Raw genomic sequence first — 15,509 nt, forward strand, 5'->3', positions numbered from 1 at the left:
CGGTGTCTTGGAGTGTGGTCACCCGGCACGACGTGAGAGTGCCGCCGCCCAAGGGTGGGACCAGGATCCGGATCGACGAGTTCGCACCTGGCCACCTGGACGTACACAGCCGCCGGTCCCCCGGGTACACCGAACGGCCTCGATCGACCATGGCATCGTCCTCGAGGGTGAGATCACTCTGCTGCTGGACGAGTCCGGGGCGCCGGCATCATCCTCGCCGCCAACGCTCGGCGCCCGACGAACCTTGGTCTCGCGGTCGCACGCACGCTCGAAGAGCGGCGAATCCGTACGCAACGACCCCGGTCAGCGAGCACAGAGACCTCACAGACAACCCACTGAGTCCGTCCAAGCACGCTCCTTAGGTTCCTCGGCATGACAGAGAACGCCTCCCTCGCCCGCCGAGCAGTCTCGCGCCGCTGGTTCCTTGCCGGCCTGTCCGCCACGGCCCTGGTGGCCACCGGATGCGCCTCCGAGAGCTCCGGCTCATCATCGAGCTCCAGCAGCAGCGGATCGGCGAGCGCCTCCGGCTCGCTGAGCGCCACCGGAGCTGCGGCGGCAGGCTCCGTCGCTGCGCTGGCGCAGGCGTTCTATGCGACGCTGGACGATGACCAGAAGGCGACGACGCTGTTGGAGTACAGCCTCAGCAATGCCGCGCGGTGGTCCAACCTGCCGCAGGGGCTGATCACGGGCGGCGGCACCGGCGGAACCGGTGGCGGGGGCACGCCGCCCAGCGGTGCGTCGGGCGGTACCCCTCCGAGCGGTTCCGCGGGCGGCACGCCGCCCAGCGGTGCTCCTGGTGGCGGCGGCAGTGACAGCAGCGGCGGAGCGGCCACCGGCACCAGCAGCGGCACCGGCGGCAGTAGCCAGGCCCGGGTGGGGATCAACCTCGGCGAGCTGAGCGACAAGCAGCTCAAGGCGTTCTACAAGCTGCTGAAGGCGGCCACGGGCACGGCGACGGGACTCGGGTACGCCGAGGTCACCGCCCACCTCGCCGCGGACGACTACCTCGAGGCCCACGGCGGCGGCGACACCTACGGCCGCGACAACTTCTATGTCGCGCTCCTGGGCAGTCCGCAGGACAGCGGAACCTGGGAGTTCCAGTTCGGCGGGCACCACCTCGCGGTGGCCAACACCTACATCGACGGGAAGCTGGTCGGAGCCACCCCGTCCTTCCGCGGGATCGAGCCCAATGGTGACTTCACACAGGACGGCGTGAAGTACAACGCGCTAAGGGTCAAGGAAGCCGCGTTCACCGCGCTCCTGGCCGGCCTGTCCAGTGACCAGCTCGCGACCGCGAAGCTGTCCGACGTCTACACCGACCTCGTGCTCGGTCCGGGCAAGGACTGGGCCTTCCCCACCGATCACGAAGGGATCCAGGTCTCCAGCCTCTCCGCCAGACAGAAGAAGCTGGTCCTGGCCACGATCGCCACCTACGTCAACGACATCGCCGACGCCGACGCCGCCACGATCCTGAAGAGGTACAAGTCCGGGCTCGACGACACCTACCTCGCCTACTCCGGCACCACTGCGCTGACCGAGAAGAACGACTACATCCGCATCGACGGTCCCTCGGTGTGGATCGAGTTCTCGATGCAGGCCGGGATCGTCCTCTCGGGCAACCACCCGCACTCGGTGTGGCGTGACCGCACCACCGACTACGGCGGCACGCAGAGCTGATGGTCCGCGCCGTACGCCGGCTGGCAGCGCTGGTCGCCGTCGCGGTGGCCTCCCTGGTCGCCGTGGTGGTGATGGCGACCGCGGCGTCGGCCCATGTCGTACCGACCTCCACCATCCAGCTCGCGGTGACCGACGCCCATATCGTGGCCACGGTCGACATCCCGCTCTCCGACCTCGAGGCCGCCACCGGCCTCGACCTCGCCGATGAGACCCAGGCCGACATCGACGCCCACGCCCAGGCCATCGAGGCCTACCTGCTCGGGCACTTCACACCGACCAGCGACGACGGCCAGGCCTGGACCGTCACCGAGGGCTCGCTCACGGTGGGCAGCGCCGGCAACGCCGCGACCACCGGCATCTACGACGAGCTCGAGACGACGTTCACGCTCACACCACCGGCCGGCACCGACGCCACCGAGGAGGAGAGCTCGTTCGACCTCGGCTACGACGCGATCGTCGACAAGGTCGCGACCCATACGGTGATCGTCACTGTCGCCTCAGACGCCACCGACGCCGACTTCGACGGCGCCTACGAGGTCGGCACCGTCCAGCGCGACACCGTGACGAACAAGGTCGAAGGCCTCCACATCGACCTCGGCTCGGGCGGCCGCGAGTCCGCGGTCATGGACATGGTCAAGCTCGGAATGAGCCACATCAAGGAGGGCACCGACCACCAGCTCTTCCTGCTCACCCTGCTGCTCCCGGCGCCCCTGCTGGCCCGCAACCGCCAATGGTCCACAGCCGTCTCGGCCCGACGCGCCATCCACCGGATCACCGCGATCACGATGTCGTTCACGCTCGGCCACTCGATCACCCTCGCCCTCGGGGCGCTCGGCGTGCCGGTGCCCCAGCAGCTGGTCGAGGCGGCCATCGCGGTGAGCATCCTGGTAGCCGCCGCCCACGCGATCAGACCCCTCTTCCCCGGCCGCGAGGCCGCGGTCGCCGCCGCGTTCGGACTCGTCCACGGCCTCGCGTTCTCCGAGACCCTCCGCGCTCTCGACCTGTCCGGGACCCACCTGGTGCTGGCGCTGCTCGGATTCAACCTCGGCATCGAAGCCATGCAGCTCATCGTCGTCGCCCTGGTGCTACCGCCACTGATCGTGTTGGCCCGCCGCCGCGGCTACAGCAGGTTCCGCGTCGCCGCGGCGATCGCCACCGCAGTCGCCGCCCTCGGCTGGCTCGGCGCCCGCCTCGGCCTCGCCAACCCGGTCGCCGACCTCGCCGACCAACTCGGCAGGATCGCCGCACCCGCCGTACTAGCGCTGTGGGCCACGGTCCCGGCCCTCGTCCTGCTGCGGAAGCGCGCGTCGGTACGGCTGGGTCAGCCGATGCCGAATCACAGACGACTAAGACGGATGCGTTCGGGCGCCGTCGCTTGCATCGAATTCACGAAGGCGCCGAGGCCGTGTCGCGGCGCCAAGAGTGGACGCTCTGCGTTACCGCAGAACAATTCGTAGTACGCCGAGCCGGCCTACGGACCGACCAGCGCGGGTCAGGCCCGCCGGCCCACCTCGGCCTCGAGGTCGTGAAGTGTCCCGGTGAAGAGCCGGAACTCGTCGCATTCAGGCGGCATCGGAATCGCCTCCCTCGTCCTGCTGGTCGGCGGAGAGGAGGTCGTCGGTCACGGCCTCCTCCTCGTCCGTCACGGGCTGGGCGAGCAGCGTCAGGTCGGGGTCGACCGGCCGCAGGGTGAGCTCGAGACCTTCGCGGGACCGAAGTCGATGCTGGTGTCGGGCTCGATGTAGCGCCGCTCGGTGATCGCGGTCGAGGTGTGCCCCAGATGCGTCGCGGCAGCGTCGACCCCGACACCGCGGGCGAGCACCGTGGCACCGGTGCAGCGGTACACCAGCGCGGGCTGATGCCCGAGTCCCGGTGCGCCGGATGCTCACCGTCCCGTAGGTGCCGATGGAGGTGCGCGGCCGGCCGGTCACCGGTACATCGCCCCGTGCCGTGCGGCGTCCTCCTCCGTGTGCGAAGCCCGCCGAACCGCGGCGAGACGACCCGAGACGGGTCGGCGAACCACCGAGAGTGGATTGTTTTGTGCTGCCTCAATGAGACCGGGCCATGCTCGAACCCCTTCATTCGGGTTCAGAACACGGCCCCGACCTGCACGTTTGGTGGACCTAACAGGACAACTATCGAACCCCTCGCCTGAACTGGCCGGTTTGCTCAGCATCGAAAAGCCGCAGGTCAGACCCCATCTGCCCGAGGAGAACCCCCCCAAGCCGAAGCAGAAGCAAGTCCGCCTGTCGGGACAGCAGCAGGAAGAGCTAGTTCGACGCCACCGAGACGGGGCGCTCCAACGGGAACTGGCCGAGGCATACGGCATCCACGTAGAGACGGTGCGGGCGATCATCCGACGCAACCGTCCAGCGACCTGATAGCTCAAGAACATTGAGCGTTCGTGGTGTCCGACCTGGCCAGCTCACGTGTATCGGCCTGTCCGTAGTCGTGCGGAGACCGTAAGCGCCTCGTCACGCAGCACCTCCATTTGAGCGCCGGCCTGCGCGAGCAATGCGGCGGCATAGAGACTGTCAGCCCGCGGCACTCCCGCCAGGACGTTCGCGAGATGACGCGCTCCGGCCAAGGCCGCAAGGTCGCTCCGCTCCCCTATCAAACGGCGTAGCTCGGCCACGATCTCGTCGTGACTCATAGCGCCGTTCTGAAGGCGAACCGCCGCGCCATCTAGGGCGATCTCGAGCGCCTTGTCAGGCTCGAGCCCCGGGCGCCGCCTGCTCACGCCCACCGCTGCCTCCACTCCGTCTCGGCCACCGCCGGGAGGCCGTTCGCGTCGAGGTAGTCAGCCACCCCATTCGCCCAGCCTGCGACGTATAGGTCAGAAACGGGTGATGCGTGCTCCGTGAGCCACCGGCGAGCACTTTCGGGTCCCATCGTGAGGCAGACCGCCCTGGCGTCCGCGTAGCCGGTCTGGAACAACTTGTCAGGATCAGATGCGCCCACGGCAGTAGTCGAACATTTGTTCGAGGCGCCGTCAATGGGGCATCTGCCACGCCTGCAGTACCCGCCAGACAGGAAGAACCCCGCCAGCGTCTCGGGTCACCGGCGGGGCTCTGTAAACGAGTATGCCTGACGGCAACGTCACTGTCAGGCGATCGCGCGATCAGCTCGCGGAGTCGAAGGCCGAGCGCACCTCCGCTGGGATGCGGCCGCGATCCGGAACCTCGTAGCCGTTCGACTTCGCCCAGGCGCGGATCTCCGCGGCGGAAGCTCCTCCAGTCGTGGCCTTCTTGGCACGACCGCCCGTCTTGCTGACCTTGCGGCCCGCCTCGATGAAGGGCGTCAGCGCCTTCTGGAGTTTGGCGGCGTTCTTGTCATTAAGGTCGATCTCGTACGTCGTGCCGTCGAAGCCGAACGTGACCGTCTGCGTCGCCTCGCCGCCGTCGATGTCGTCTTCGAGAAGAATCTGCACCTTCTGAGCCACGACAATTTCCTTCCCAGTGAATGCTTGTTTCGCAGTGCAGCATATATTACAGAGTTTGGCCGCCGAAGCCTCGGTGCAACGGCCCTTACGGCATCCAGACGAAGTCACACCGCTAGACGCCAGATGCTAGGGGCGCATCCAGCTTTCGGGTACGTCGAGCGAAAGGGACCCTGCCGCCTTCAAGGTGATAGAGGGCCAGTTTGTTGAGGTTGTGTCGCTCTGAGCCCCATAGGTCTCAACCTTGCTCTTTCTGGCAGTGGTACGCCAGCTGTTCTGAGTCAGCCCTCGGCACTAGGTCCGGTCTTCACGCGAACATGTGCCGACGACAGCCGCTCACTTGCCGAAGTGGTTACTTTGCGCATTGCTGGAATCTCTATGACTGGTGGGGCCTGCAGGAGGAGACTCGACGGATCGACGCCAATCACCGCGCAGAGGCCCTCGAAGTGCTTGGGATCTACGGCATTCATGAACGTGAAGACCGCGGCGATGATCGTCCCGATTTCGTCGGGACTCACCGCGACGTCTGTCTCTGGCGATTCGGCGTGCGAGTTGGAGTGTGTAAAGCGTGTCAGTTGAAGTCGTAGCGCGTCCGCATCACCTTCGTAGCCGAGCTCCTCAAGCGTGTTGCCGACGTCACGCATCGCCTTTGTGAAGTCGCCAGCCGAAGTCGGACTCTTGAACGCGAGGAAAGTCTCGAGCATCCGGCGCAGCACATTCGGGTAGAGAAGAAGGGCGTCGAGCTTCTTCTCCATCGTCTCGTCCTCACGGAGAGCGGTCTGCGCACGCACCGCAGTGATGAATGCGTGGTGGTAGGTCGAGCGGACCTTAACGCGAGCCTCCTCGCTCGGCGGCCACGTCATGAACTCGGGCACTCGTTTTAAAGTGCCACGCACCGTCTTGTGCGGCGCGACGAGTTCGTAGCAGTTGGAAGTGAAGCCCCTACCGTTGGTCGCGCCGCGCGCTCCAGGGAGTCCGCCGAGCTGGATGTCCCACTGTCGGAATAGTTCAAAGTTGTGTGTGAGCAGGAAAACTTGCTCGATGTGTGACTTAGAGACGGCCTCACTCCAGATGTAGGTCGAGATTCCTGTAAAGGCGTTGCCGTCGAGACTCGAGACCGGATCGTCGATGACGACAATGGGCTTGCCGCTGGTCGTATCGGCCCTCTTCACACGCTCCAGGAAGTGAATCAGCGTGATAGCCGTGCGCTCACCTGTACTTAGGTCCCGGGCGGGTTCACCGTGGCGCGTGACACGGTAGTGCTTACCATCCGGAAGTAACTCGAAGGACAGTTCACTGCGCCCGAGGATTCGGGTCAGCTCCCTTGCCATCACCTCGGCACTCGGGAGTGGGTCACCCTCGACGTTCTCGAGGGAGGCGACTTCCTCGCGGTAGTCACGGAGAGTCGTTTCCAGATCCAGCTTGGACTGCCGTTCTCTTTCGGCTGCCTCGACCAGCTGAGCAACCTTCGCCTCCGACTCCTTGAGTATGTGCAGTTCGACGCGCCTGGTTGCCTCGCGCACGAGACTGGCGTGCCGGGCCACCCGCTCGTTGTGGGCTGTCAATGCACGCTCGATGCCGGTGCCATCAACCGCCGGCGGACCGGCGATCTCGTAGTCCACCTGCAATAGTACGTTGGCGCGCTTCCTCGTAAGGGCGTCCAGCAGCCCCTCGAGCCACTCGTCCAACTTGCGCACTTGAGTAGTCGCATCGGCGTGGGCTGCGTTGAAGTCGTCGCGTAGGTCGTCGAAAAGGGAACCCGCAATCGCGCCGTCACCAAGCAGTCCGTGGAGGGACTCCTGACGCGCCTTAACCTCTTCGATGAGGCCGTCGACAGATCGTTGTGCGGCCTCGACCTCGTCAGAGAAGTGTTGCTCGATCTGAGTCTTTCGCTCGTTGGTGAGCTGTCCGCCGCAGAAGACGCACGTGTTCAGTCCCTCGTGGAGGTGACGACCCTGGTCGACCCAGCTCGACGCCCCCTGGTGGTCTTGGAGCGTGTCGAGGACAACCGACACCGGAGACGTAGCGAGCCCCGCGGTAGCCTCTTCGCGTAAGCCAGCCCTGACAGAGAACGAGTAGGACCTCGTCGGGACTGTTTGACGCTCGTCTGAGTTGACGGTGTTGAGGTCGGCATCCTTCTGTTCGTCGCTCAGCAACTTCCAAGCGTCATGTGAGTCTTCGAACCGGTTCTGGACCGTGCGAACGCTGTAATTCGAGTTCGATGCGTACTGCCCGCCAGCGCGGCGGAGCGAACTGACTACTCGGTCACGGATGGCGGTGTACTCATTGGTGAGAGCGCGATCTGCGTTAGCTGCAGCACGAGTAGTGGCGTCCAGTTGCTCGCTAGTGGAGTCGATCAGCTGCTTCAACTCGTCGATCCGGTCCTCATCTTCAACGGTTCGTTCGCCGAGCGTGAGGACTGCTTCGACCTCAGCTCCGTCCTTGAAGTCGTGGCTCCGGTCGACGTACGCCTCACTGAAGACATGGACGCGGTCGAACTCGTCATCGTGCCGCTGGACACTCGCTCGCTCGTTGGCTTTGTCGGGGCTACTCATCCGGATGGAGACGCTGGTGAAGCCGCCACTCTCGGCATTCAGCCGATCGAGCGCGCGAGCGAGAGACGTCTTGCCAACTCCGTTGGAGCCGTAGATGAGGTTGATGCGTTCGAAGTCCGGGGCCGACACGCTCCATCGAAAGTCCTCAAAGATCCCGCAGTCCTTGATGGACTCGAACCGACGCAACATGCCTACTCCCGCCCCCACAGTGACGACCTGAACCAAAGTGTGCAGCGGAGCACCGACAGACTCGGTGACGGTTGCGACATCCCAAGTGGAGTCTCACCCTGCTCGGGTACGTGTCTAGCCGAGTCTCTATCGAATACCGGTGGCCTCTGGCAGCGTCGAACTGCGTCGACGTTGGGGTGAAGAGGCTGGTTAAGTCAGCGAGCCATGACTCGGCCGTTGTCATGCCGGTGTCTCCTCTAGGCCCAGGATGCGCCTGACTTCGGGCGTCAGGTCGAGCGTCTCACCAATCTCGACTTGGAGGTCGCCTGTGTAGACGTCGTGGTGGTCCCGAGCCGTGATCTGCCACGTCCCGTCGACAGCGGTCATCGACGGGTCAAGCGTGTAGAGAACGAACTCCTCGTCATTGGAAACGTCGTTCCCCTTTGGCCGGAGATCACCGACGGAATAGACCCAGTCGACGGACCCGGAGTTCTGCCAGGCTGTTCGCGACGGGAAGTCGATCGCCGATGGCGCGTAGTGCCAGGCAGGCGTGATTGTCGGCATGGTGACACCACCAAGGCCAAGCTTGTTCGTTGGGCCCCACGGGCGAGGTGGTGCGGGAAAGTCGCCCAAGTCACGCAGATCTATGTCGTCGTCACTCGGCTCCCAGTTTCCCGCGCCGTACACATTCCCATCGAGGTGTACCTTCAGCTCGACGTCGTGGAAGAAGGTCTTCTCACGATTGTTCACCTCTACTTCAACCGGATCTGCCAACCCGCCGATGAGGCGGAGCACCGCCGCCGGCCAAGCCGCACGGAAATGCCGCTCCCAGTCGTCGATCGACGCAAGGTACTCCTCCTCGCTCCGATGTTCGGGTTCACTGAAGGCGCGCATCGCGGACTGCGCTTGTTGGATGGCTGCAAGAGTTGGCATGACCGCCTTGGTAATGGGATCAGTTATCGAGCCATCGTCTGCTGCGGCAGTGTCACGCTCAAGCGCCGATTGGAGTCGATTTCGCTGGAGCGAGATGTACTCCTCAAGTGTTGCCTCGTTGTCGAGTTCTACCGGCCGGACCGTCCCGATAACTCGGACGGCGAAGTCAACAGGCATGGTCGAACGCTGCCCACGCTGGATGAGCTGCTGTAGCTCGTCCGCGCGCGCTTCACGGGTCTCGCCGTCGGCGCGAACGAAAACCGCACCGTTTCGAAGCTTCTCATCCCCGTCCTTGTGACAGATGAAAGGAGGCTGGCCCCACTCGGGCGGCTCGACAAGGAAGACCAACACCTCGTTCTCGCTGCCGTCCAGGGGGACGCGCACGAGGTCGTAGCGCGGTCCGTCTGCGCCGATGAATGGCAAGACTGCCTTTTGGAGATCCAAGGCTTCGATCGGCGGAACACCTGTGGCCAATCCCTCCGAAGCGCCGATCACGAGCACGCCGTAGCCCTCGAAGGCATTGGCTGCCTGGTCAGGCATCCGATTCGCCGCCCCCAGAATGAACTTGGCGAGCTTTGCCTGGTCCTTCTTGGTGGTTAGGTCGAGGGTGCTCTTGATCTCCAGGTAGTGCCGCTCGATCCGGTCGTCGGTCGCGATGACGGAGTCGATGAGGGCTCTCGCTGCGAGTTCCCCCTTCGGCGCGCGGCTGGTATCAACGCTTCCGGCCACCCCAGTCACTCTTCGCTCCCGTTAGCACCCAGTCCGAAGAACCGCTCGAAGAACTCACCCAGCCGAGCCAGCACACGCTGCTTCTTCTCACCGTGGCCGCCGCCGGCGGCGAAGCGCGAGACGGGCGGCAGCACCCTGGTGATTGCCGTGCCGGTGGCCTGGATCGCGCCGTCGCGGAACGACGCGTCGATGAACTTGCGCGTCTCGTCTGGCCGCAGACCCTCCTCATTGATGATCTTGTCGAGCTCCGATGCGCGGCGCTGAGCGACGTAGCTCCGCCACTCCTCGTCGATGTCGCCGGTGGCCGAGACGCGGTCGACGAACTCCTCGATGAGGTCCTTCTTGTTGCGCAGGCTCGGGCTGGCGTCAATGGCGTGGGAGATGGTTGCCCGGATCTCCTTGTCCTCGCCGTCGCCCTTCGCCTCGCGGTACTTCTGCACCAGCATGAGGATGTAGTCGACGTTGATCTCGACCTGCTTGATCAGCTCGATCTCAAAGACGACGTCGTCGTTGATCGACTCCCTGTCGGCATCCTGATCGCGGCGGAACTCGGCGTACAGGTCGAGATAGACGCTGCGGTAGTCCTGGCCCTGGCGGTCGGTGAGGATCTCGTTGCCGGCGAACTCGTCGAACGACGTCAGGATGTTCTGCAGCCGCAGGATCTGCCCGAACAGAGCAATGAACGCCTTCTGGGCGCTCTCCCCCACGATCGGCCGATCGAGCGGGAACTGCTGCAAGAGCTCGGTGACCTTCTCGGCGTACTCCTCGTAGTACTCGGCGTACGGCTTGAGCAGCACGATGCCGCCAGCGTCCTTGTTGCCGAACAGCGCGATGGCGTCGTTGGTGGCGTCCTCGAGGTTCCGGAAGCTGACGATGTTGCCGTAGGTCTTGACCGAGTTCAGGATGCGGTTGGTGCGCGAGTAGGCCTGAATGAGCCCATGGGCGCGCAGGTTCTTGTCGACCCAGAGGGTGTTGAGCGTCGTGGCGTCGAAGCCGGTCAGGAACATGTTCACCACGATGACCAGGTCGATCTCGCGCTGCTTGAGCTTGAGCGAGAGGTCCTTGTAGTAGTTCTGGAACTTGTCGGCGGAGGTGTCGAACGACGTCCCGAACGTGGCGTTGTAGTCCTGGATCGCACCTTCCAGGAAGTCGCGAGACGACTGGTCAAGCGCGCCCGTCTCGAAGCCCTCTTCCTCCAGTGCGCCGTCCTCGACGGGTTCGTTGGCGGCGTAGGAGTAGATGAGCCCGACCTTGAGCCGCTGATCCGGGAAGAGGATCTCCTGCTGCACCTTGAACTCGGTGTAGTAGCGCTTCGCCGCATCGATCGAGGCGGTCGCGAACAGCGCATTGAAGCCGTGGACGCGGCGCTCGCCGAGCGAGTAGTGCTCAGCGCGCCGGGTCTTCTGGTCGAAGTGCTCCCGGATGTAGCCAACTACCTGGGTGATGCGCTCCTCCGCCAGCAGCGCCCGCTCGGTGTCGATGGCCGAAACCTGCTGGTCGGTGATGCCTTCTCGCTCTTTGATGGTGTTGACGTAGTCGATGCGGAACGGCAGGACGTTCTTGTCGGTGATCGCGTCGACGATGGTGTAGGTGTGCAACGCGGTTGCGTGCGCCTCGGGCGGGCAGTTCCGTGGGTCGCCATGCCAGTAACAGCCGAACGCCTGCACGGTGGTGCGCAACTGCACGTTGCCGCCGCTGCCGGCGTTCACAGCGAAGATCGGTGTGCCGGTGAAGCCGAACAGGTTGTAGCGCTTGAACGCCTTGGTGATGGCGGTGTGCATGTCGCCGAACTGCGAGCGGTGACACTCGTCGAAGATGATCACCACGTGGCCGCCGAAGACCTGGTGGTCCTTGTTCGCGGCGATGAAGGTTGAGAGCTTCTGGATCGTGGTGATGATGATCCTGGCGCCCGGGTCCTCGAGCTGCTTCTTGAGCACCCGCGTCGAGGTGTTCGAGTTGGCCGCGCCCTTCTCGAAGCGGTCGTACTCGCGCATGGTCTGGTAGTCGAGATCCTTGCGGTCGACCACGAAGAGGACCTTGTCGACGTCCGGGAGCTTGGACGCGAGCTGAGCCGTCTTGAAGGACGTCAGCGTCTTGCCCGAGCCGGTGGTGTGCCAGACGTAGCCACCCGCCTCGACGGTGCCGAGCTTCTTGTAGTTGGTCGAGATCTCGATCTTCTGCAGGATCCGCTCGGTCGCCACGATCTGGTACGGGCGCATCACCAGCAGCATGCGATCGGCCGTGAGGACGCAGTACTTCGCCAGGATGTTGAGCAGCGTGTGGCGCGCGAAGAAGGTGGTCGCGAAGGCGGTCAGGTCCTGGATCGGCTTGTTCGTGGCGTCCGCCCACCATGAGGTGAACTCGAACGAGTTGCTCGTCTTCCGCACACGCTTGCTGCCCGTCGCCTCATTGACGTGCTGGCGGCGGGTGGTGTTGCTGTAGTACTTCGTCAGCGTGCCGTTGCTGATCACGAACAGCTGCACATAGTCGAAGAGGCCTGAGCCTGCCCAGAAGCTGTCCCGGTCGTAGCGCCGGATCTGGTTGAACGCCTCACGGATGTCGACGCCGCGGCGCTTGAGCTCGATATGCACCATCGGGAGGCCGTTCACCAGCACGGTCACGTCATAGCGGCTGGCGTGCTTGGCACCGCCCTCCCCCGCACCGACCTCGTACTGGTTGATGACCTGCAGCTTGTTGTTGTGAACGTTCGCCTTGTCGATGAGGCGAACGTTCTTCGTGGTGCCGTCATCGCGCTTGAGGACCTGTACGTAGTCCTCCTGGATGCGGACGGTCTTCTCAACGATGCCATCCCGCTCCCCGGCGATCCGCTGGCTGAAGAACTGCTCCCACTCAGCCTTCGAGAACGTCAGGTCGTTGAGCACCTCAAGCTGCTTCCGGAGGTTCGCGACGAGTTCCGCCTCCGAGTGAATCTGGAGGTACTCGTACTCCTGCGACTGCAGGAGCTTGATGAATTCCCGCTCTAGTTCGGCCTCGGACTGATACGCGGTCGCGCCAACAGCATCGGGGATGAACTCGGCGACGACCGTGCTCTCGGCGGAGGCGGCGATCGGCTCGAAGCGTGTCGCGGTGCCCTCGGTCATACCGGCAACTCCTCGAACGTGAGTAGCTTGTCGCGGTAGTACTCATACTGCTTGCGACGGGCGCCGATTTCGGCCGGTAGCCCAGATTCTGGGTCGTTTACGAGCAAGTCGAACTTGTCGAGGATCGACACGATACGTTCCTGCTCATTGAGCGGAGGGACGGGGACGGAAACCGACTTAACTATGTTCGCGTTGAGGTTCCTAACGGCGCCAGTGCCTGCGCGGCGCATGAACTCCGCTTGAACCGGAGCTGAGCGAAGCAGATGATAGAGGAAGTCATGAACGAATGACTCCGCGAAGTCACTGATCGCGAGCCAACCGTCGTGAATGCAACCCTCGATCCTCGAGATGTACGGGCGGCCGAAGCTCATGGAGTTCGAGAGCACGAAGTCACCCGGATAGACGCGTCGGGACTTCGCCGCGCCCGCGGGAGTGACCCGCTCCTCGGTCGTCGTGATGTACTTGCCGCCCGCCGCAACGTCTCCGATCTTGATCCACGGCACGCCATCCTCAGCATCCGTTAGGAATGCCTGGATAGGCCGCGGCGATGCGCCGCGAACAATGGTTGCGATCTCGCCTAGGGGCAACCTCGGGACGTCCGCATCCAAGGAGCCGATAAGGAAGTCCCGGTAGTGGGCGTACTGGCGATTCCTAGCTCGGAGCTCGGCCTTCAGCTCCAGGTCAAGATCACTGAACGTCTCGAGTACCTTGACGATCTCGCGCTGCACCTCGAGAGGCGGCACTGGAATGTTGATCTTCGCGAGGCTTTTCGCCGACACGTCGATAACCTTTGTACCAGTTGCGAGCTTCTTCTTCTGGATCTGGAAGCCTGGGCTCTGGAGCCAGTAGGCGATGAACTTCGGATCCTGATGATGCTTGAGGACAGTGGCGTGGCCACCCGTGACGATCTGTTCGGCGCCGAGCCACGCGACTGCCTTGCCAACGTCCTCCAGGTTCTCGCTGGTGTTCGTGATGATGACGTCGCCCGGATCGACTTTCGCAAGCCTGGCTGCAGCATCAGGCGCTACAAAAGAGATCGTCTCCGTGGCCCACGTGCCGTAATAGGTGTAGATCTGGCCATAGTGAATCGCCCCGACGCCCGAGTCTTGAAAATCTGTCTTGGGGAGTCCGTTTCCGCGCACGAGTTCGCCTACATCACCGAGCGACCTGACCGGAACGCCGTTCGGGCAGAGCTCCTGGATGAGCTGATCGATCCGGCTCATGCGCCACCCTCGAGGTCGGCGACGATGGCGTCGATCTGCGTACGTAACTCGGTCTGTCGCTTGACAATGCCTGCGATCCGCTCGTTCAGCTCGGCGATGTCGATCGCCTCGGTGGTGTCTTCCTCCTCGACATACGACGACACCGTCAGGTTGTAGTTGTTGGCGGCGATCTCTTCGTTCGCCACAAGCTTGGTGAAGTGCTCGACGTCCTCGCGAGCGACGAAGGCATCGAGAACCTTCTGCTGGTGTTCCGGCAGCAGCTTGTTCTTGTTGCCTAGGCGCTTGAACTGGGCCGAGGCGTCGATGAACAGCACGGAACTGTCCTTCTTCGACTTCTTCAGCACCAGGATGCAGGTCGAGATCGTTGTACCGAAGAACAGGTCAGGCGGCAGTTCGATGACAGTGTCGACGTAGTTGTTGTCGACCAAGTACTGCCGGATCTTCTGCTCTGCTCCGGCCCGGTAGAGCGCTCCAGGGAACTGGACGATCGCCGCCGTGCCGTTGACGGCCAGCCACGACAGCATGTGCATGGTGAAGGCGAGGTCCGCTCTCGCCTTCGGTGCGAGTACGCCCGCCGGCGCGAACCGTGGATCGTTGATCAGCAGCGGATTACCATCGCCAGCCCACTGGATCGAGTACGGCGGGTTGCTGACGATGGCTTCGAACGGCTCGTCGTCCCAGTGCGCCGGGTCGGTCAGGGTGTCGCCGTGCGCCAGATTGAACTTCTCGTAGTTGATGTCGTGCAGGAACATGTTGATGCGCGCCAGGTTGTAGGTGGTCAGGTTGATCTCCTGACCGAAGAAGCCCTGACGGACGTTGTCCTTGCCGAGCACCTTGGCGAACTTCAGCAGCAGCGATCCTGAGCCGACCGCCGGGTCGTATACCTTGTTGACCGAGTTCTTGCCGACCACCGTGATCCGCGCCAGCAGCTCACTGACCTCCTGCGGGGTGAAGAACTCGCCCCCAGACTTGCCAGCGTTCGAGGCGTACATCGTCATCAGGTACTCGTAGGCGTCGCCGAACGAGTCGATCGCGTGGTCGTTGAAGTCACCGAGGTTGAGGTCACCGATGGCGCTAAGCAGTTTGACCAGCTTCTCGTTGCGCCGGGCGACGGTGTTGCCAAGCTTGGCGGAGTTGACATCGAGGTCGTCGAACAGACCCTTCAGGTCGTCCTCGGAGTCGGTTCCGACCGCGCTGCCCTCGATGTTCTTGAACACCGACTCGAGCGTCTCGTTGAGGTTCTCGTCGCTCGCGGAGCGCTTGCGGACGTTGACGAACAGCTCGCTCGGGAGGATGTAGAAGCCCTTCTCCTCCACGGTGTCCTTGCGACCGAACTCGGCGTCGCGGTCGCTCAGCTTGGCGTAGTCGAAGTCAGTGTCGCCGGCCTCCCGCTCCATCTTGTTCAAGTAGGCGGTGAGGTTCTCGGAGATGAAGCGGTAGAAGAGCGTGCCCAGCACGTAGCTCTTGAAGTCCCAGCCATCGACGCTGCCGCGCAGGTCGTTGGCGATGCGCCAGATCGTCTTGTGCAGCTCCGCGCGCTGACCCTCCTTCGTGACGGGCGGCATCAAGCAACCTCTCCCACGGAGGCGTCCATGCGTCGGGTGCTGACAGGTCTTCTCATCGTGTCCTCATTTTACCAAAAAGTTCGAACATATGTGCGACGTTCTTGTCGACAAGAGGTAGG

Annotated in this window: 9 protein-coding genes; 2 read left to right on the plus strand and 7 right to left on the minus strand. The window is 63.6% G+C overall.

Features of this window, described 5'->3' with window-relative positions; translation table 11 throughout:
• Positions 1-372 precede the first annotated feature (372 nt).
• Complete coding sequence (locus ABLE53_RS22680; protein WP_348861432.1) at positions 373-1,677, plus strand: DUF3500 domain-containing protein; 1,305 nt, start codon at positions 373-375, stop codon at positions 1,675-1,677.
• Positions 1,677-3,134, plus strand: coding sequence for a HupE/UreJ family protein (locus ABLE53_RS22685; protein WP_348861433.1), 1,458 nt, complete (start codon positions 1,677-1,679; stop codon positions 3,132-3,134). The genes ABLE53_RS22680 and ABLE53_RS22685 overlap by 1 nt, the downstream gene beginning before the upstream one ends.
• Positions 3,135-3,340: 206 nt before the next feature.
• Here ABLE53_RS22685 and ABLE53_RS22690 read toward each other — a convergent pair whose 3' ends face one another.
• From ABLE53_RS22690 to ABLE53_RS22720, 7 genes are all read right to left on the minus strand, one after another.
• Positions 3,341-3,523 carry a hypothetical protein gene (locus ABLE53_RS22690; RefSeq protein WP_348861434.1) on the minus strand — a complete coding sequence of 61 codons (183 nt, stop codon included), beginning with the start codon at positions 3,521-3,523 and terminating at the stop codon, positions 3,341-3,343.
• 1,275 nt (positions 3,524-4,798) lie between these two features.
• Positions 4,799-5,119 carry a histone-like nucleoid-structuring protein Lsr2 gene (locus tag ABLE53_RS22695; RefSeq protein ID WP_348861435.1) on the minus strand — a complete coding sequence of 107 codons (321 nt, stop codon included), beginning with the start codon at positions 5,117-5,119 and terminating at the stop codon, positions 4,799-4,801.
• A gap of 278 nt (positions 5,120-5,397) precedes the next feature.
• Entirely contained in the window at positions 5,398-7,896 is a 2,499-nt protein-coding gene (locus tag ABLE53_RS22700; protein WP_348861436.1) for an AAA family ATPase, read from the minus strand.
• A gap of 183 nt (positions 7,897-8,079) precedes the next feature.
• Complete coding sequence (locus ABLE53_RS22705) at positions 8,080-9,501, minus strand: hypothetical protein (protein WP_348861437.1); 1,422 nt, start codon at positions 9,499-9,501, stop codon at positions 8,080-8,082.
• A gap of 5 nt (positions 9,502-9,506) precedes the next feature.
• A complete protein-coding gene (locus tag ABLE53_RS22710) occupies positions 9,507-12,602 on the minus strand; it encodes a type I restriction endonuclease subunit R (RefSeq protein WP_348861438.1) in 3,096 nt (1,031 codons plus the stop codon).
• Positions 12,599-13,825 carry a restriction endonuclease subunit S gene (locus ABLE53_RS22715; protein ID WP_348861439.1) on the minus strand — a complete coding sequence of 409 codons (1,227 nt, stop codon included), beginning with the start codon at positions 13,823-13,825 and terminating at the stop codon, positions 12,599-12,601. Before ABLE53_RS22715 ends, ABLE53_RS22710 begins: the two co-directional genes overlap by 4 nt.
• Positions 13,822-15,390: a type I restriction-modification system subunit M gene (locus ABLE53_RS22720; RefSeq protein ID WP_348861440.1), complete on the minus strand. Its 1,569-nt coding sequence runs from the start codon at positions 15,388-15,390 to the stop codon at positions 13,822-13,824. Before ABLE53_RS22720 ends, ABLE53_RS22715 begins: the two co-directional genes overlap by 4 nt.
• Between the last annotated feature and the right edge of the window lie 119 nt (positions 15,391-15,509).

It is taken from the genome of Nocardioides asiaticus, from assembly GCF_040049175.1.
In the GTDB taxonomy this organism is placed as follows: domain Bacteria; phylum Actinomycetota; class Actinomycetes; order Propionibacteriales; family Nocardioidaceae; genus Nocardioides; species Nocardioides cheoyonin.

Excerpts from the sequence above, each read along its gene's own strand:
- ABLE53_RS22680 (WP_348861432.1), top strand. The coding sequence starts at position 373 with ATGACAGAGAACGCCTCCCTCGCCCGCCGAGCAGTCTCGCGCCGCTGG.
- ABLE53_RS22685 (WP_348861433.1), top strand. The coding sequence starts at position 1,677 with ATGGTCCGCGCCGTACGCCGGCTGGCAGCGCTGGTCGCCGTCGCGGTG.
- ABLE53_RS22710 (WP_348861438.1), bottom strand. The coding sequence starts at position 12,602 with ATGACCGAGGGCACCGCGACACGCTTCGAGCCGATCGCCGCCTCCGCC.
- ABLE53_RS22715 (WP_348861439.1), bottom strand. The coding sequence starts at position 13,825 with ATGAGCCGGATCGATCAGCTCATCCAGGAGCTCTGCCCGAACGGCGTT.
- ABLE53_RS22720 (WP_348861440.1), bottom strand. The coding sequence starts at position 15,390 with ATGCCGCCCGTCACGAAGGAGGGTCAGCGCGCGGAGCTGCACAAGACG.